The following is a 17,091-nucleotide window of genomic DNA, read 5'->3' on the forward strand; positions in this document are numbered from 1 at the left end:
GGAGGACAAAGCATATGACGGGCCATACTATTCCAGAATATCCAGAATCCTACTGGTTAAAAAATAATGACACACTCCCAGAATATCCTCAACTTAAAGAGGATATCAAAGCGGATGTTACGATCGTTGGCGCAGGAATTACAGGGATTACGGCAGCGTATCTATTAGCAAATGAAGGACTGCGCATCGCAATAATAGATGCCGGACGTTTGATGAACGGCACGACGGGACACACGACAGCTAAGATTACGTCCCAACATGGTTTGATTTATGATGAATTAATTACAAATGTTGGAGTGGAAAATGCCAAACTATATTATGAATCCAACGAAGCTGCCAAGCAATTTATAAAACAAACCATTGAAGAGCAGAATATTGCTTGTGATTACAAAGAACAAGACGCAATCCTCTATGCAACGACTGAAGAATATGCTGTTAAAATGGAAAAAGAAGCTAAAGCATATGAACGGTTAGGGATTCCCGGTACTCTCACGACAGATATTCCGCTTGGGATTCCAATTAAGAATGCCTTGATCATGAAGGAGCAGGCACAATTTCATCCGGTAAAATTTTTACAACATCTGCTTCATATCATCAAGGAAAAAAATGTGAGGATTTATGAGCATACAACCGCAGTGAAAGTTGAAAAAGGTGAAAATCAAAAGGTTGTTATGAGGAATGGTGCACAGATTTTAAGTAAACATATACTTGTCGCGAGCCATTTTCCATTTCATGAAGGACTCGGGTTATACGCAGCTCGTATGGATGTTGAACGTTCTTATATCATCGCGGCAAAAATGAAAAAAACCTTTCCTGGGGGGATGTATCTTCAAGTCGACCCACCCGTACATTCGCTCCGAAGTGTAACAATCGGTGGGGAAGATATGGTTCTGATTGGCGGGATGACCCATAAGACAGGGAAGGAAACAGATACGAATAAGCTCTATGAATCGTTGCGAGATTTTGGTGACCAATTATTTGAAGTAGAGGATATTCCTTATCGTTGGTCGGCCCAAGATTTAATAACGTTGGATAAAGTGCCTTATATTGGAGAACTCACTCCGAACCATCCGTATGTGACCGTTGCGACCGGATTCCGTAAATGGGGAATGACAAACAGCGTCGTTGCTGCCAAACTTTTCCGTGATCATGTGCTTAGACAGAAAAATAAATATGAAGAGTTATACACCCCGTCGCGCTTCCATGCAAAAGCAAGTATCCCATCCCTCGTGGAAGTGAATAAGAAAGTCGTAACGAGTCTCGTAAAAGGAAAGCTCGAAAGACCGGAGCGAACCCCAGATTCGCTTTCGAATGATGAAGGGGCAATCGTAACGTTGGATGGCCAAAGAAAAGGAGCCTACAAGGATGAGCAAGGGAACCTTCATATTGTTGACACAACTTGCACGCATGCTGGATGTGAGGTCAACTGGAATAAAGGGGAGCGAACTTGGGATTGTCCTTGTCACGGTTCTAGATTCGATTATACGGGGGAAGTAATCGAAGGTCCCGCGGAAAAACCATTAAAAAAATAAAATAAGTACAGACCTGAATGGTGATCGGGTCTGTACTTTTTTTATTCTGCAAAAATATTTTTGTAAATTACCCTTGTGTTTTTTAATGAAATCGGTTACAATTAATTAACTGAAAATTAGGATAGGACATTAAAAAAGGGTGGTGAAGTTATGGTAACGTTGAAAATGTTGAAACCTTATTACATTAAGAATGAGAAGAACTTTGTTCGGATTATCTTGGCTTATCAATATTTTTCGGTCATTATTCAGAACAAGGTTTATCAATTTATCCCTGTGGAATCAAATGAAATTCGCGTTAACCGCCGCACTGAAAAGATTGAGAATATCGATGCGGTCTTTGCTTTTCAGAATGGAAAAGAAATTGTCAATGTCCCAATGGTGAAGCTCATTACTTTACCTGAATTCCTGGAACAAATTCATGATATTGCAAGGCCATATTACTTCAGTGCCCAAAATGAAATAGAAGCAGAAGAACGTGAAGATTATACAGCAATTATTGCAGAATTAGAACGACAAAACGTACTCCGGCTTATCGATAAAGCATTGGACGAGAGGGATGAAGAAACATTTAAAATAATGGCAACGGTCTTAAAGGATATGGATCAACAATGAAAAAGCTGACAGAGAAAATCCTTAACGGGTTCTCTTTTGAGGTGCAAATAAGAATAAGTAAATAACCATTGGAATCACATGGTTATTCGCAACTAAAGTAGCGGAGCAATTCACAATTGGATTGTTTCTGCTACTTTTTATTTTGAGGATCTGTTGGAATATTTGGCAAGTAAGTTATCTATCACAAAAAAAGTGTCATATATATTTGATATGAAATTAAATGTCATATATAATGTACTTATAGTGATTTGAAAGGGTGTTTGGCTTGAACAAAGTCAAAGAGTATAGAATGCAAATGAAATTAACTCAGATTGAGTTAGCCAAAAAGGTTGGTGTAGCAAGACAAACCATTAACTTAATTGAAAACAATAAATACAACCCCTCATTATCTTTATGTATTTGTTTAGCCAAGGAACTAAAAACTGACCTAAATACTTTATTTTGGGAGGAGATAGGCAATGAGAAATAAATTAATCAATCGATTTATTGGTGCAATAGATGACCGAGATGAGTACCAACAACAAGAGATTTATAAGGAATTAGCCCTATCTGGAATGCTATTATGGTATTTGACTATGTTGTTAATGGTTGTAGGTCTTATAGTTGATACAATTCATAATAAACTATCGTTTTTAACACCAGCACTTTTCATCATTAACATGGTTTATGCAGGTATCATTATGTCAAGGTTAAGAAAAAAACAATTGGATGATACGGATTGTGCTTCCATCGAAGAATACGAGGAAAAGAAGAAACGACTGAAAAAATCATCTACTTTCGGGGGTGTTCTATGGGGTTTATTCATGCTGATTTTCATGCAATATGTATTCCCTTATTTGTCCACGGGTGAAATAGACGTAAGTTGGCTAAAAGTATTAATATGGGGGATAGGTGGCATATTTTTCGGCTCAATGATGTATTGGTTTTCAAAATCTAAATTACAGAAACACTTTTGATTTTACATTCAGACCACTAAAACGAAGAAAAACGCAAAGGATTTCAAAATCCTTTGCGTTTTTCATGGCCTATAAATTATATCTTTAAATCAAATACCTTATCCGTTGAGCAGGAGTAAGATTTCGTTTGTCGCTACCTTTTTGAACGCTTTTGTTATTCATCCTGATCATCTTGGTCTGAATAAAGCTGGTTAATCACTTCAACAAATTTTTCAACGGTATAGCCATTCGGTTTATCTTCCGTTTTTTCCATCATCATCGCGATTAAAATATCTTGTGAGTCATGCGGATATCCGACAAACCAGCTATTGATGGATCCACCCTCTTCGGCAGTCAATTTTAATTCGACCGTTCCCGTTTTTCCTGCAAGTGGAACATTCGCATCTTTCGCTTGTTGTGCCGTTCCATCTGTAACAACTGCACGAAGAATATCATCGATCAACTTCGCATCTTCCTTTGTAATAAGCTCATCTTTCCAGATTTGCCCCGTTTCTTCTTCAAGCAGTAAGGTAGGTTTCAACATATTCCCTTCATTTAAAAACATGGTATACGCAGTGGCTAAATGCAAGGCACTCATTTCCAGTTCTCCTTGACCGTAGCTGGAGTTCGCAAGCAAGACTTCATCCGTTAATTCACCACTGTTTGAAAGGGTTGAACCTGCGATTGGATACTCGTAAGGAAGTTCTTCCTCAAAGCCGAACCGTTTAAATTCCTCTGTAAAAACGTCACTTCCCATGTCTACTGCTTGCATGGCAAAGTAAATATTGTCTGAACGGAGGAGGGCATCTCTTAAGTCAACAGGACCATTAGATTCTGATACCCGTGTAACTTTGTAATTTCCCCATTCTTCTCCCTTACTCCACTGTAACCCTTCAATTTCAAACGTTTCATCAGGGTCCAGGGTACCTGCGTGGATGCCGGCAGCTGCCGTTATTGGTTTAAGGACGGAACCCGGTGCAAAACTTGCGGCAAACCGGTTGAGAAGAGGTTGTTTTGGATCATTCTCTAATTTATCCCATGTGTTGCCGGAAGTTCCATATAGTATTTCATTCGGATCAAAGGAAGGTGCGCTCACAAGTGCGAGTGTCTCCCCGGTTTTAGGATCGATCGCTGCTGTAGTACCTGTATTATCCCCATAGCCGTCAAATATTTTTTCTTGAACATTAATATCAATAGTAAGTTGAATGGTTTCTCCATTTTCAACCGGTTTTTCAGCAATGGTCACTTCATTTCCGTCTTCTTTACGGACACTAACAGTGACACCTTTTTTACCCTTCAGCTGCTCCTCGTAAAGTTGCTCTAAACCACGACGGCCAACTTGATCATTTGGTCCGTACTCATCACTGTCTGTTTTTTCCAGAAAGTCTGCTGTAACGTTTCCGATATAACCAACCAAATGCCCAGTTGCTTCACCGCCAGGATATATTCGACCGGTTAATTCCTTTCGCTGCACACCGGGAATAGCCATTAGTTGATTATAAGTGTCTTCATTTGTCGGAAGGATTGTTGTAATGGGGACAAATAAATGATCCTCAACCCAAGCAGCATCTAGTGCTTCGTTAATTTTTTCTTCATCCATATTTAAAATGCTCGCAATCTGTTTTATGGATTGTTCCCGATTCTCTAAATCCTCTGGCTTAATACCAATTTGATAAACAGTATCATTCATTGCTAGCGGCATCTGATTTCTATCGAGGATTTCACCGCGTTGTGGCTCTACAGATTGAATTCCAATTTCCCCGCCATCCTGTAATTCCGGATGGATAAAACCAGCATCCCACTTAACAAACCAGTTTAATCCGGCATCATCTTCCTCGCTAATAGCTTCTTGAACGAGGGTAGCTTCATAATCAAAGCTGATCGGTCCTGCGAGAGATTCCATTTCAAGAGTGAATGGAAGGACCACACTCGGATCTTCTTCCTCTTTTACTGCTTGAATTTCTTCATCGGAAAGTTCATCAAACGTAATCTCGATATCTTTAATACTTAAATCTTCATAGATCTTTTTAAATCGTTCGATGGAGTCTTCTTTTGAAAAGTCCGATCTTGTTTCTTTGCTGAACATATCATAAAGCTTTTCAAATTCCTGCTCACTCCAATAGGAAGTAAAAGTAGAAAAACGTTCATTTGGTGAAACATCGTCTTCCTTGGAGCACGCAACTAAAGCTAAGACAATAAAAATTAATAGAAAAGTTCGCTTCATTTTAATAACTCCGCCCCCTGATTCGTCATATATATCTAGTATATCATCATGTAAGTATCGTTTATAGAGAAAAAACCATGAAAAAAATGTCACAAATTAGGAAAAGAACGCTAGAGGAGACCCCCTCGGCGTTCTTTTTTAACTTTCCATATGATTTCGGATCTCGGAATTAATCCGGTCGAACTCTGAATCTGGTACGACATAGTACCAGACACCATTAATGGTTGAACCAGAACCTTCAATTTCAAGTGTTTCTATATTATGTCTTGTTCCTAGATACCCAGTGAAAAGCTTCTGGATTTTTTTCATGTCAAGGTCGGTTTGAACATTTCCGCCTAAAATATCAAGGATCTCACCAAATTTAGTAATATTGGAGAAGCTTGCACCCTTTTCCATAGCAGCTGCAACTACTGCCCGTTGTCTGTTATTCCGCCCCATATCTCCACGTGGGTCTTGTTTACGCATACGAATGTAATCAAGTGCCTGTTCACCATTTAAGTGAATCGCTCCCTCAGAAAAATCGGAGCCGCCCTGGGAGAAGCTCTGATTATTATTCACTGTCACTCCGCCAATCGCATCAATACCTTGTTTAAATCCTTCCATGTTTACACGTGAATATACATGAACTGGAATGTCGAACGTTTCTTCCACCGTTTGCACCGCTAACTCTACTCCACCAAAAGCATAAGCGTGGTTGATTTTATCCATTCCTCGACCAGGAATATTCACATACGTATCCCTTGGAATACTTAGCATGATCATCGAGTCTGTTTTCGGATTCAAGGACATTAAAATCATGGTGTCGGATCGGCCGCGGTCACCAGGACGTTCATCGACTCCAAGTAATAACATATTTATCGAGTCTTTTTCATCAAGTAATCCTTTCAGCTCCTTTTGGCGTTCCGGGTCCTCGTCTCTTGCCAGCGGGGTATGCATTGTATTTACAGCACTGCCAAGCTGACTATAAACATAAAAAGCTCCCCCTCCGATTATAAGGATAAACAATAATAAAATTCCACCAACCCAATATGGCCATTTCCGTCTCTTTTTCCCACTACTTCTCTGCATTCTTGCCACTTGTAAATTCTCCTCTAATGTATAATGTTCTCTGTCACTGTTAACAGAGCATGAAAACAGGACATAAAGTCCTTAACCAGTTTTAAGCTCTTTTACTGTATAAAATTATAGCCGAATTAGTCCATTTCGTCCATAAGAATTTACATGAAAATTGGTAAAATATGTGGGGATATGTCGGCGGCAATATAGAACAAAAATAAAAACCCGAGATGCGTTCACTCATCTTGGGTTTTTACAGGATATGCATACATAATGTAACGGTCTGGCGCATAGCCGACAAAGTTGAAAGGATAGCAAGTGGTAAGGGTAAGCACTTCTTCGCCGTGTGGAACAATAATTGTTCTGTCGTCTGCATCGACAATCTTCGTTTCTTTTATTTCATAGGTAAAGTCACCATAATCCATCTTAAGCACTAAATGATCACCAATCTCTAATTCACCCATCCGACGAAAGACTGTATCCCTGTGACCGGAAAGAACAATCTGTTCATTCTGCAACGGATAAGCTGTTCCCCGGTAATGCCCAACACCGCGGGCGAGATCATCTTCATGGGTTCCTTCAATAATAGGTAAATCAGCTTCAAGTGCAGGAATATGCAAAATCCCAGCTGTTTCTCCTGTATTTGGATCATAGTTTTCTGCAGCAGCGATTGCATCAAATTCATCCGCTTCTGTCTTACGGGAAAGATCGCGCTCATCGATCATTGCTTGAGCTTCCGCTGTGGCTTCACTTTGGGCAGTAGTTGTTGTATACCACTGATAACCACCAAAGAATAGAACAACAATTCCGGCAATCATGAGCAAATAAGAAAGAAGTTTCATTTAATCCACCTCATTCTGAACGTTAACATTAGTATATCAAAATTGCTGAATAAAAAGGAATAAAATTATAAAAAGATAACTAAATTAAAGGATTCGAGAGTATATTCAAGTAAAGTGTTCATTATATAGAACAAAAGGGCTTTTTTAAGGTTTTCTTCATTGAGCAAAATGAACTATACTACGGTCATGTTGTTCTTTAATGAGAATGAAATATTCTTAAAAAGAACAACTATACATACAACAAAGAGGGAGGGGGCGAAGAAATAAACAGGCAATCTATCCCTTGTAGAGGGGGAAGCAAAGCTCTAACAACAAATATCAGGAGGAATGAAGCATGAATTTAAAGAAAAAAATAATTTTAGGTACTGTAACAGCATTATTAGGGATGGCATTAATTGGGGGCGGGACTTTTGCTTATTTTAGTGATACGGCAGAACAAACGAATACATTTGCAGCTGGAACAATTGACTTGGACGTAGATCCTACTGTCCAAATACCAATGAATGAACTCAAGCCAGGTGACTGGATGCCGCGTAGCTTCGAGCTGCAAAATAATGGTTCTCTCGATATGAAATATGTTGATTTAACAACTGATTATACAGTCTATACGTCCAATGGTGATATTGCCGGTTCAAATCTTGCGGATAGGTACGCCGAACAGTTATTTGTTCAATTCTTAAAAAATACTACTGGTAATGGGGAACATGAAGTATTGTTTGAAGTTTCTTTAAAAGACTTGCGCGATCTTTCACCGAAGGATTTAGCAACGAAAGTGAATATTGAAGAAAAATTGATTAAAGAGGGTTATGACTATTGGCAATGGATCGTCTGGCCGATATTTGGAAAATGGGTTACGGTAGATCCTATTTTTAAAGATGTCCCGGTAGAAGTAACTGGAATTCCTGCAGGAGAATCTCATAATTTTGATGTGCAGTTCCGTTTCAATGATACTGGAAAAGCGCAAAATGAATTGCAAGGTCTAAGCCTGAAATTGGACTGGACTTTCGAAGGTTTCCAAACAGATGGAGAAGAAAGATAGTATAAAGTGAAACTTCATTCAGTTGGGGTATTACAGACGTTAATACGTGATAAATTTTGGCAAGGAAGATGGAGACCTTCCGTCTTCCTTATACATAATTCAGTAGAAGGAGAGGTTTTCTTGGGTATAAAGAAAAATCTGGTTGCCGGAATAATTACTGGTTTAATCGGGTTGGCATTGATTAGCGGAGGAACAGTAGCATTCTTTAGCGATGCAATCGATACGAAGAATAAAATTCTTGCCGGCTATATGGATTTGGACATTGGCAATTTGAAGAATGAAAGCGTGCTTTTTGAATTTGACAACAAAAAACCGGGAGATACATTTAATCACAGCTTTAATATGAAAAATAACGGAACACTTGATATGAAGGAGGTTACCCTTTATTCCAAACATACAACTTATAATCGCGAGGGAACACAGGAAAACAATGGCTTTGCCTATCAAATTGTCTTACAGAGGATAGAAGTAGATGGTAAAAACATTCTCCCAAAACCAATATCATTAGAAAAATTAAGTAAAACTCCAATTGTATTAGAGAAGAATATAGCCGCTAATTCTCCAGCGATTCAAGTCTTTGTAGAATTCGAATTCGAAAAGACGAAAGAAAATCAAAATGAATTCCAAGGTAATCAACTAGAGCTTTTATGGACATTTGAAGCAATTCAAGCGGATGATTAAAGGGAAAATACTAAAAAAGGTGGGGAAGGAAGTGAGGATGACTCGCATAAGGAGATTCATAGATACCCATCGGCTTTTTTTCTTTATTGGTAAACTCGTTCTAATTTCGTATTTATTATTGTTTACTTTAACTTATTTGAATACTGCAACAGGGGCTATTTTTACGGAAAGTTATATAGTAGTCTGTAACATCCATGCAGAGGCCGAGGAAGAAGTTATTGTGGAAGAAAATGAATCTGAAGAAGAAAAAGACATGGAAGAAGAGCAACAAACAGAGGAAGTAACGGAAAAAAATCCAAAAGAAGAGACAGATAAAACATCAAAAGAAGCGGAACCGAAAGAAGCGCTCGAAGAAACAGAACAAAATTCTCAGCCGGAAGTGGAGGAAGGATCCGTTAACCCGGAAGAGGACGAGAAAGAGGAGGAAGGAGCAAGTGAAAATGAAGACGGTATTTAAATGGTTGAATCGTATTGTTTCCACGATACTCATCGCTTTATTAGTAGCTGTAGCTGGATTAGTCGTTGTGACGAAAATACAAGGTGGTACGCCAGAGGTCGCAGGCTATCAACTAAAGACAGTATTATCTGGTTCGATGGAGCCGGAAATCCAAACAGGTTCCGTTATTGCTGTTAAGACACTTCAAGAACAGGAGAAGAATGATCTCAAAGTTGGCGATGTCATTACCTTTATGGAAAAAGAAAATAAACTCGTCACGCACCGCATTCTCGAAGTGAAACAAACTGTGGATGGTTCACTGTATACAACGAAAGGAGATAACAATAATGGACCGGACAGAGAAGCAGTTCTTGCTGCCAATGTTGTCGCAAGTTATGAAGGTTTTACCGTTCCATATATCGGTTATATCGCCTCCTTTGCCCAATCGCCCAATGGTGCGCTAGCATTTTTAGTCCTTCCCGGTATTTTAATGGTTGGTTATTCGCTCATTACAATTACACTTGCAATTAGAAGAATCAATATGCAGAAAGAAAGTGAGCATGCTGACGCAAAATAATCGGCAGATAAACACAGAAGTAGGAAGGTGTATATGAAACGACGGAGATTATATATTCATCTTCCTGTCGTATTCCTGCTGATTTTATGTTTCGTGAGTTTTGATGTGAATACAGTTAGCGGGAAGACGGCCAAGGAAGAGATAATGATTGAACGTTACCCGGACGAAGCAATATATCAACTGGAGAATATGAAGCCAGGCGACATTGCCTACCGAACTCTTACCATTAAAAATAATAACAAGCGAGATCTTTTTTACACGATGGAGCTGAATAATGTTGGGGACCCAGCTTTATATAATGAGTTATTGTTGCGGATTATGTATTTGGACGAGGTTGTCTTTTACGGGAAACTGAAAGATTATGAGGGAGTAGTTGATCGACCGCTTACAGCTCAGACGGAAGAAATCATTAAGTTTGATTTAAAGTTCCCGGAAGAACTAGGGAATGAATATCAAGGTTTAACCGCAGCTTTCCGTTTTGAATTTACAGCAAGGACTGCAGATGATGAAAGTTTGATATCTACTATAACTAAAGGAGAGGGCGATTCTTTATCCAACCCCGGTAAAGGGATTGGCTCCGTTTTACCGAAAACGGCGACCTATATATTTACTTACTTGTTTATTGGTTTTCTCCTACTTATTATAGGTGCTCTGATAAGCTACCTGAATGAAAGAAAAAGACGCTTGGAAGCATGAAGCAAGTTCCAACATTTTCTGGCGCTATTACGTTTCCCGAATAAGAAAAGTCGACAAATGAAGTCAAATTATTCAATCAATTATATAGTATAATAGACATAGTAAGGAACCAACAGTTTACAGTTCATCTGTCCTACTAATGGGGCGAACGAAGTGATACTACAAAAAGGATTGATTTATACGGGAGGCGGCAAGGTGCAGAAAACGGAAAAAACTGTGAAGGTGGATTTAGAGTGGGTCGGATTAATCTTACAGGCGAAAGAGATCGGATTGAAGAAAGAAGAGGTGCGTTTTTTCCTTGAAGAACAAAAGGAAATTATTAAAACAATAAACAAAGGATAGAAGGCTCACCTATTATATGATATAATTCGAGTGAAAGTAGGTGAGTGGGTTTGCTTGGTGAACGAATTAAAACATTCAGAACAGAACAAAAAATGTCCATATCAGAATTAGCAGAAAAAGCTGGGGTAGCCAAATCATATTTGAGTTCGATTGAACGGAATAAGCAAACAAACCCATCCATTCAATTTATTGAGAAAGTCAGTGAAGCTTTAGGAGTTTCTGTCAATGAACTTCTCTATAATAGTGATGAAGTCGAAATTAAAGATCTGGACCGGGAATGGCTTGAAATTGTGTTGGAAGCAATGCAATCAGGAGTTTCCAAGAAACAATTTAAAGAATATCTCGAGTTTAATAAATGGAGAAAAGAACAAGAGTCAGAGTAGTCACCCCGTCTTTCTCTACATTAATCCAAGAAAGTCTGCAAACCATGGTATCTTCCTATACTATGGTTTTTTACTGCAAGGAATACTATAAAATAAATATGCTCTAGATAACTGACGTGCCAAGAGTAGCCATATTTTCCCCGCACCAAGCAAAGCCCAAATGAATTACTTCTTGCTGCTTTGCGAGGAATGTTTCTTCACTAAGTAAGTTTGCAGCACGGCGAGTGAGAAAATATTAAACTTTACACTCCCAGACCTAGGAAACTTACTGTAAGGGAACTTCCACCTTTGTTACGTTGTGAATAGATTGGAGAGTTTTCCGATTGGATAAAAAATATTGGTATTGGCTGCTTCCCGTTCTTTGGATGGGCATTATTTTCTATTCTTCCGCTACGCCATATGAACAGCAGGATATGAAACCATTTTTAGGTGAATCTGTGAACTTGGGGTTTCTCGAACCATTGGTAAATGAGGTGCGGTTTACATATAACGGATCCATTGTAAGCATCGAAACTCATGGTGTAGAGGGGATTGTAGAATTCTTCGTTCGAAAAGGTGCCCATGTATTTGTTTTTCTCTTCCTTACTTGTTTGTTTAAGATTGCACTTGCTAGGACAACGAGTCTGCGATTTAAAATCCAATTATTACTTGCCTTTTTACTAACCGTTGCATATGCTATTATGGATGAAATCCATCAGGGGTTCACCCCGAACCGTACACCATATATTGGGGATGTTTTCCTTGACAGCATGGGTGGTTTAATTGCTGTGGTTCTCCCAACTATCATTCGTAAAAGGAGCCTGTCCAAATAGCTTTTAATAAGCTTTCCCTAAGATATCTCATAAAAATTGCGAAAAAAGATGAAAATCTATGAAAAAAGTTGTATAATGTCCTATATGAAAAGTTAAAAAAACCCAAAGCTAGTACGTAAGCTATAACATTGATTCACCAACCTCTAGAGAAAGCTTACAATGACAACTGTTACAACGCTAGACTTCAAAAACACTAGAATTGAAAGCAATGAAAAGGCGGGAATAGAGTTATGGGTGAGCAAGAGCGGTACAAGAATATGTTAAGAAAAATAATCGACGAAACTGAAAATGAAAAGATTCAAACGTCTGAAGAATTAATTCGCACATTAATAAATGAACTTACAACAAATATTGGTGTGAAATCTCAACATCCTTTAGTCAAGTAAAGAAAAAAAGCTGCATTCTAATAAATGAATGGAGCTTTTTTGTTTTTAATAGAAAATTATTCTGTTGTGCTTTCAACATCGATTTCTAGATATTTTTCATCTGTAAAGTGGATATCTGCCTGGTCATTTGTTAAATCTATCATCCAATCTTTGAAATTATCCTTTTCCCCAGCTTCGACATAAACGATAAATTCAACATTCTCCAGATAATTTATCGTTTCGAGAACATGATCAGATTGTCTTAGCACATTTTCCAATTTACCGAGCAGACCGTAGTCGACCGTAACGGACACGCCTTGCATCAATACTCGTTTTACAATTCCCGTCGTTTTAATTGCTTGGCTTGTCGTATTGCCGTATGCGCGGATCAGACCTCCTGCACCGAGCTTAATCCCTCCAAAGTAGCGGGTCACGACTACTGCAGTATCTTTCAGATTCTGTTTCTTCAATACTTCCAGCATGGGTATTCCGGCAGTCCCGCTTGGCTCTCCATCGTCATTTGCTTTTTGAATTTCATTATTTTCTCCGATCATATAGCAAGAGCAGTTATGGGTAGCATCGTAATGCTTCTTCTTAATTTCCTGGATGAACGATTGAGCTTCTTCTTCCGTTTCGACACGACGTACATAGCCGATAAATCGGGATTTCTGAATGATTATTTCGTCCTGTCCTTCTTGTTTTACGGTAAAATAGTGTGATAGCATTGAATCACTCCTTATAATCTTCTTTGGGCAATCTTATCCCTGTATAGAGTACTTCATATCGGTAGATAATATTAGGTAAAAAGTTCTGAAAACGTGGAAGTAGGGAATAGACCCTATGAAAAATGAAATGTATCGCGTATATTATAACATACAGGGTGGTGGTAACGATGTTGATCAAAAATAGTGAAAAAGCAATTGATCAGGTCATCGATGAAATGATTCGTGTAGTCAAGAGTAGTAAGAATGAAATTTTTAATATTAGTGAACAGGCTCGTCACGAATATGATACCCTAAAAAAAGAACTGGAGGAAACGAAAAGACTTATAATAGAGTACATAGAAGAAGGCGATCGCTTGGAAATCGACATGCGGGCTTCTCGGAAGCGTCTAGCAGAGGTAAGTAAAGATTTCGTTCGCTACACGGAAAATGATATTCATCAGGCCTACAAGGATACCCATCAATTACAAGCACAGATGACGGTGTACAGGGAGAAAGAAGCAGACTTAAGAAAAAAACGCGACGATATCGAGCGCCGACTCGTTAATCTATATGATACAATTAATAAAGCGGAAGGGATTACAAGCAAGATTTCGGTGGTCGAACAATATCTTGCAGATGATTTCTTCCAGGTTAATGAGCTGATTGAAACTGCAAAAGAAAAACAGGCATTCGGTCTGAAAATCATTGAAGCGCAGGAAGAAGAGCGTAGAAGATTATCCCGTGAGATCCACGATGGTCCGGCCCAGATGCTTGCAAACATTCTGCTCCGTTCGGAAATTATCGAGCGGGTATTGCATGAGAATTCCGTTAAGGCGGCAATAGATGAGCTTCAAAGTGTACGAAAAATGATCCGTTCATCACTCTATGAGGTAAGAAAAATAATTTATGATTTACGTCCGATGGCACTTGACGATTTAGGACTGATACCGACAATCCGGAAATATATTGCAAATCTTATTGACTTCCACCAAATTGACATCGACTTTGTCTTTTTAGGGGAAGAAAAGCGTCTGAATGATAAATATGAAGTTGCTTTATTCCGGTTAATGCAGGAGTCTGTTCAAAACGCAATTAAACATGCCAATCCGACACTTATTCAAGTGAAATTACAAATTCAGAAAAAGAATATCATCATGATTATTAAAGATAATGGAAAAGGGTTCGATGTAAATATAAAGAACGAGAATTCTTTTGGTCTTGTTGGCATGAAGGAACGTGTGGACATGTTGGGCGGAGAATTAGACATTAGTTCAAAACAAAATGAAGGAACGACTGTCATCATACGCGTTCCTGACGCAGCAGAATAAGACACCGAAGTATTCACGAATAAAACAAATCGACAATTAAATGATTTTTGGGAGGAAGTACAGATGGTAAATGACAATATAATTAAGATTGTACTAATCGATGATCATAAGTTATTTCGTGAAGGAGTGAAGCGGATTTTAGAATTTGAATCATCCTTTGAAGTAATCGCAGAAGGAGATGACGGTACAGAAGCGGCAAAGCTTGTTAAAGAAAATAATCCAGATGTTGTCTTGATGGACATCAACATGCCGAATATTAATGGAATTGAAGCCACAGCTGACTTAGTCCGTTATTTCCCAGAAACGAAAGTCATCATCTTATCCATTCACGATGATGAAGCTTATGTTACCCATGCATTAAAAACTGGTGCACAGGGGTATCTTTTAAAGGAAATGGATTCTGATTCTTTAATCGAAGCGATCCGTGTAGTTAGTGAAGGCGGCTCTTACTTACATCCAAAAGTTACCCATAATTTAGTAAAAGAGTATCGTCGTCTTGCTACGGATAGCGTTGCAGCAGGTGCTGGTGATAAAGTTGTTGAATACCGTAAACCACTTCATTTGCTTACGAAGCGTGAATGTCAAGTACTCCAACTGCTTGCTGACGGAAAGAGTAACCGCGCAGTCGCAGAAACTTTATATATAAGTGAGAAGACAGTAAAGAACCATGTTAGTAATATCTTGCAAAAAATGAATGTTAACGACCGAACCCAAGCCGTCGTAACGGCAATTAAAAAAGGCTGGGTAGAGGTATTGTAAAGCTTAGGCTATCGCTAGCAACATTAGACACCTACGAGATATTTTTATGGTTTCATATATAACCTAAAAAATCCTTGTTAAAACAAGGGTTTTTTATTTGGGAAATTATGTTGATGTTTAATGAATTTTTTCCGATTTTCATGTAAAATATAGGTCATACATTTGGGATTATAGAATACATACTTTAAAATAAAAAATAGTGAAATGAAGGAGAAGGTAAACGATGAAAATTGCTGTCATGACAGATAGTACAGCTTATATTCCGGAGAAAATTCGTGAAGAACTAAACATTCATATGGTACCATTGAGCGTCGTATTTGATGATACATCTTACCGCGAGGAAATTGATATTACAACAGAAGAATTTTATGAGAAACTGAAAAGTTATAAAGAACTGCCGACAACATCCCAGCCCTCCATCGGCTATATCGCGGAGAAGCTTGAACAGCTTGCTGAGGATTATGATGCTGTTATTTCCGTACATCTATCCAGCGGAATCAGCGGGACGTACCAGGCTGTTTTAAGTGCTGGTGAAATGGTTGAAGGCATTGATTTGTATGCTTATGATTCAGAAGCAAGTTGTTTTGTCCAAGCTTTTTATGTTTACGAAGCCGTGAAGCTTAGCAAGGAAAATAAAACACCGGAAGAAATTATTGTCCGCCTGGATGAAATGAAACAATCGATGCGTGCTTATTTTATGGTCGATGATTTAACGAACTTGACTCGGGGTGGACGACTTTCAAATGCTCAAGCTATTGTCGGAAGCTTACTGCAAGTTAAACCAGTGCTTCACTTTGTAGATAAATTAATTGTCCCATTTGAAAAGATCCGCACCCGTAAGAAAGCGGTGAACCGCCTTATTGGCATGCTTGAAGCAGAAGCGGAAAAAGGGAAAGACTTGAAGGTAAGCTTCATTCATGCGAATGACGAGGAAGCAGTTCTAGCATTGGAAAAAGATTTCAAACAAAAATATCCAAATATCGAAACGTCCATTTCCTACTTCGGACCAGTTATCGGTACTCACCTCGGCGAAAAAGCGATCGGAGTCGGCTGGTACGAGAAATAAGAAGTTGGTTAGCAGCTTTATACGCAATCCAAAAAAACAGTCTTTTACGGCTGTTTTTTATGGATTGAGTTACAGAAGCTTATGATATATACTAACAATTATAATAATTGAAGAAGGGATGATGCTAATGATCCAGCAACAATCAGTTCCTCCTCTACATGAACTTGCTGCCCTTTTAGATGGAAAACTGCTCCGCCTTGAAGAACTTCCCATTGAAGACAAGCTTGCTCGCCACCTCCTATCAGAAAACCTCTTAGCAACAAAGCCCGCCCTTCAAAAATCATTTCTCCGAACGAAATGCATGCGCTGTGGTAATGAATCTGCCCGCCAATTTGCTAAAATGCCCTGTAAAAAATGTGAAAATACCCATTTTTATTGTAGAAGCTGTATCGATATGGGGAGACTGATGGAATGTGATGTCCTTTATTATTGGAATGGGCCACCAGCAGTCTGGCCGAAACATGAAAATCCGTGTTCATGGGAAGGAACATTAACCAGGGCGCAAGAGAAAGCTGCTTTACGAATTACAGAAGCCATTTTAAACAGGGAGAACGAAATTCTGACTTGGGCAGTTTGCGGAGCAGGGAAAACTGAGATGCTTTTCCCGGCAATCTCCAAGGCATTGGAAGAAGGTTTTTTAATGATACGGCGACCACCGAGAGCAGATGTCGTCCGCGAATTAAAGCCTCGGCTCGAGAAAGC

General features: G+C 38.8%; 21 protein-coding genes. 17 read left to right on the top strand and 4 right to left on the bottom strand.

Features of this window, described 5'->3' with window-relative positions; genetic code table 11:
* The first annotated feature begins 14 nt into the window (after positions 1-14).
* The 4 genes from IEX94_RS04970 (at position 15) to IEX94_RS04985 (ending at position 3,100) form a co-directional block, all read left to right on the top strand.
* Positions 15-1,532 (top strand): FAD-dependent oxidoreductase, encoded by a 1,518-nt coding sequence (locus IEX94_RS04970; RefSeq protein ID WP_188856284.1) that lies wholly within the window; start codon positions 15-17, stop codon positions 1,530-1,532.
* A gap of 150 nt (positions 1,533-1,682) precedes the next feature.
* Positions 1,683-2,144, top strand: coding sequence for an IDEAL domain-containing protein (locus tag IEX94_RS04975; protein ID WP_188856285.1), 462 nt, complete (start codon positions 1,683-1,685; stop codon positions 2,142-2,144).
* Positions 2,145-2,409: 265 nt separating this feature from the next.
* Positions 2,410-2,613 (top strand): helix-turn-helix transcriptional regulator, encoded by a 204-nt coding sequence (locus tag IEX94_RS04980; RefSeq protein WP_188856286.1) that lies wholly within the window; start codon positions 2,410-2,412, stop codon positions 2,611-2,613.
* Positions 2,603-3,100: a DUF3278 domain-containing protein gene (locus IEX94_RS04985; protein WP_188856287.1), complete on the top strand. Its 498-nt coding sequence runs from the start codon at positions 2,603-2,605 to the stop codon at positions 3,098-3,100. The genes IEX94_RS04980 and IEX94_RS04985 overlap by 11 nt, the downstream gene beginning before the upstream one ends.
* A gap of 154 nt (positions 3,101-3,254) precedes the next feature.
* Here the strand turns inward: IEX94_RS04985 and IEX94_RS04990 are convergent, their stop codons facing one another.
* From IEX94_RS04990 to srtD, 3 genes are all read right to left on the bottom strand, one after another.
* Complete coding sequence (locus tag IEX94_RS04990) at positions 3,255-5,303, bottom strand: penicillin-binding transpeptidase domain-containing protein (protein ID WP_188856288.1); 2,049 nt, start codon at positions 5,301-5,303, stop codon at positions 3,255-3,257.
* 138 nt (positions 5,304-5,441) lie between these two features.
* A complete protein-coding gene (locus IEX94_RS04995) occupies positions 5,442-6,371 on the bottom strand; it encodes an LCP family glycopolymer transferase (RefSeq protein ID WP_188856339.1) in 930 nt (309 codons plus the stop codon).
* Positions 6,372-6,595: 224 nt separating this feature from the next.
* Positions 6,596-7,201, bottom strand: a complete 606-nt coding sequence (srtD, locus tag IEX94_RS05000; RefSeq protein WP_188856289.1) for a class D sortase, LPxTATN-specific — start codon at positions 7,199-7,201, stop codon at positions 6,596-6,598.
* Positions 7,202-7,535: 334 nt separating this feature from the next.
* Between srtD and IEX94_RS05005 the strand changes: the two genes are divergently transcribed.
* From IEX94_RS05005 to IEX94_RS05045, 9 genes are all read left to right on the top strand, one after another.
* The gene (locus IEX94_RS05005; protein WP_188856290.1) at positions 7,536-8,240 is read left to right on the top strand and encodes a TasA family protein; all 705 of its coding nucleotides are present in this window, start codon (positions 7,536-7,538) and stop codon (positions 8,238-8,240) included.
* A gap of 120 nt (positions 8,241-8,360) precedes the next feature.
* Complete coding sequence (locus IEX94_RS05010; protein WP_188856291.1) at positions 8,361-8,921, top strand: TasA family protein; 561 nt, start codon at positions 8,361-8,363, stop codon at positions 8,919-8,921.
* Positions 8,922-8,958: 37 nt separating this feature from the next.
* Positions 8,959-9,378 carry a hypothetical protein gene (locus tag IEX94_RS05015; RefSeq protein WP_188856292.1) on the top strand — a complete coding sequence of 140 codons (420 nt, stop codon included), beginning with the start codon at positions 8,959-8,961 and terminating at the stop codon, positions 9,376-9,378.
* Positions 9,362-9,934: a signal peptidase I SipW gene (gene sipW, locus IEX94_RS05020; RefSeq protein ID WP_188856340.1), complete on the top strand. Its 573-nt coding sequence runs from the start codon at positions 9,362-9,364 to the stop codon at positions 9,932-9,934. Before IEX94_RS05015 ends, sipW begins: the two co-directional genes overlap by 17 nt.
* Before the next feature lie 33 nt (positions 9,935-9,967).
* Positions 9,968-10,630 (top strand): LPxTATN C-terminal sorting signal domain, encoded by a 663-nt coding sequence (locus IEX94_RS05025; RefSeq protein ID WP_188856293.1) that lies wholly within the window; start codon positions 9,968-9,970, stop codon positions 10,628-10,630.
* A gap of 195 nt (positions 10,631-10,825) precedes the next feature.
* Positions 10,826-10,972 (top strand): anti-repressor SinI family protein, encoded by a 147-nt coding sequence (locus tag IEX94_RS05030; RefSeq protein WP_229782573.1) that lies wholly within the window; start codon positions 10,826-10,828, stop codon positions 10,970-10,972.
* 50 nt (positions 10,973-11,022) lie between these two features.
* Positions 11,023-11,355 (top strand): helix-turn-helix domain-containing protein, encoded by a 333-nt coding sequence (locus tag IEX94_RS05035; RefSeq protein WP_156855621.1) that lies wholly within the window; start codon positions 11,023-11,025, stop codon positions 11,353-11,355.
* A 323-nt stretch (positions 11,356-11,678) separates the two neighbouring features.
* The gene (locus IEX94_RS05040; protein ID WP_229782574.1) at positions 11,679-12,167 is read left to right on the top strand and encodes a VanZ family protein; all 489 of its coding nucleotides are present in this window, start codon (positions 11,679-11,681) and stop codon (positions 12,165-12,167) included.
* 230 nt (positions 12,168-12,397) lie between these two features.
* A complete protein-coding gene (locus IEX94_RS05045) occupies positions 12,398-12,553 on the top strand; it encodes a hypothetical protein (protein ID WP_188856294.1) in 156 nt (51 codons plus the stop codon).
* Positions 12,554-12,609: 56 nt separating this feature from the next.
* On the opposite strand, the gene IEX94_RS05050 is transcribed toward IEX94_RS05045, so the two are convergent.
* Complete coding sequence (locus tag IEX94_RS05050; RefSeq protein ID WP_156855620.1) at positions 12,610-13,257, bottom strand: YigZ family protein; 648 nt, start codon at positions 13,255-13,257, stop codon at positions 12,610-12,612.
* Between the two features lie 167 nt (positions 13,258-13,424).
* Between IEX94_RS05050 and IEX94_RS05055 the strand changes: the two genes are divergently transcribed.
* The 4 genes from IEX94_RS05055 to IEX94_RS19650 all read left to right on the top strand — a co-directional run.
* Complete coding sequence (locus IEX94_RS05055; protein WP_188856295.1) at positions 13,425-14,564, top strand: sensor histidine kinase; 1,140 nt, start codon at positions 13,425-13,427, stop codon at positions 14,562-14,564.
* A gap of 63 nt (positions 14,565-14,627) precedes the next feature.
* A complete protein-coding gene (locus tag IEX94_RS05060; RefSeq protein WP_188856296.1) occupies positions 14,628-15,323 on the top strand; it encodes a response regulator in 696 nt (231 codons plus the stop codon).
* 223 nt (positions 15,324-15,546) lie between these two features.
* The gene (gene fakB, locus IEX94_RS05065; RefSeq protein WP_188856297.1) at positions 15,547-16,389 is read left to right on the top strand and encodes a DegV family protein; all 843 of its coding nucleotides are present in this window, start codon (positions 15,547-15,549) and stop codon (positions 16,387-16,389) included.
* Between the two features lie 127 nt (positions 16,390-16,516).
* The coding region (locus IEX94_RS19650) for a DEAD/DEAH box helicase family protein (protein WP_373290798.1) at positions 16,517-17,091 on the top strand (575 nt) is incomplete at its 3' end.

Origin of the sequence: Oceanobacillus indicireducens, assembly GCF_014647195.1 — a bacterium.
Classification (GTDB): Bacteria; Bacillota; Bacilli; order Bacillales; family Amphibacillaceae; genus Oceanobacillus; species Oceanobacillus indicireducens.

Excerpts from the sequence above, each read along its gene's own strand:
- IEX94_RS05025 (WP_188856293.1), top strand. The coding sequence starts at position 9,968 with ATGAAACGACGGAGATTATATATTCATCTTCCTGTCGTATTCCTGCTG.
- IEX94_RS04990 (WP_188856288.1), bottom strand. The coding sequence starts at position 5,303 with ATGAAGCGAACTTTTCTATTAATTTTTATTGTCTTAGCTTTAGTTGCG.
- IEX94_RS04995 (WP_188856339.1), bottom strand. The coding sequence starts at position 6,371 with ATGCAGAGAAGTAGTGGGAAAAAGAGACGGAAATGGCCATATTGGGTT.
- IEX94_RS05005 (WP_188856290.1), top strand. The coding sequence starts at position 7,536 with ATGAATTTAAAGAAAAAAATAATTTTAGGTACTGTAACAGCATTATTA.
- IEX94_RS05055 (WP_188856295.1), top strand. The coding sequence starts at position 13,425 with ATGTTGATCAAAAATAGTGAAAAAGCAATTGATCAGGTCATCGATGAA.
- IEX94_RS05045 (WP_188856294.1), top strand. The coding sequence starts at position 12,398 with ATGGGTGAGCAAGAGCGGTACAAGAATATGTTAAGAAAAATAATCGAC.
- IEX94_RS05050 (WP_156855620.1), bottom strand. The coding sequence starts at position 13,257 with ATGCTATCACACTATTTTACCGTAAAACAAGAAGGACAGGACGAAATA.
- sipW (WP_188856340.1), top strand. The coding sequence starts at position 9,362 with ATGAAGACGGTATTTAAATGGTTGAATCGTATTGTTTCCACGATACTC.
- IEX94_RS04985 (WP_188856287.1), top strand. The coding sequence starts at position 2,603 with ATGAGAAATAAATTAATCAATCGATTTATTGGTGCAATAGATGACCGA.
- IEX94_RS04975 (WP_188856285.1), top strand. The coding sequence starts at position 1,683 with ATGGTAACGTTGAAAATGTTGAAACCTTATTACATTAAGAATGAGAAG.
- srtD (WP_188856289.1), bottom strand. The coding sequence starts at position 7,201 with ATGAAACTTCTTTCTTATTTGCTCATGATTGCCGGAATTGTTGTTCTA.
- IEX94_RS05015 (WP_188856292.1), top strand. The coding sequence starts at position 8,959 with ATGACTCGCATAAGGAGATTCATAGATACCCATCGGCTTTTTTTCTTT.
- IEX94_RS04970 (WP_188856284.1), top strand. The coding sequence starts at position 15 with ATGACGGGCCATACTATTCCAGAATATCCAGAATCCTACTGGTTAAAA.
- IEX94_RS05060 (WP_188856296.1), top strand. The coding sequence starts at position 14,628 with ATGGTAAATGACAATATAATTAAGATTGTACTAATCGATGATCATAAG.
- fakB (WP_188856297.1), top strand. The coding sequence starts at position 15,547 with ATGAAAATTGCTGTCATGACAGATAGTACAGCTTATATTCCGGAGAAA.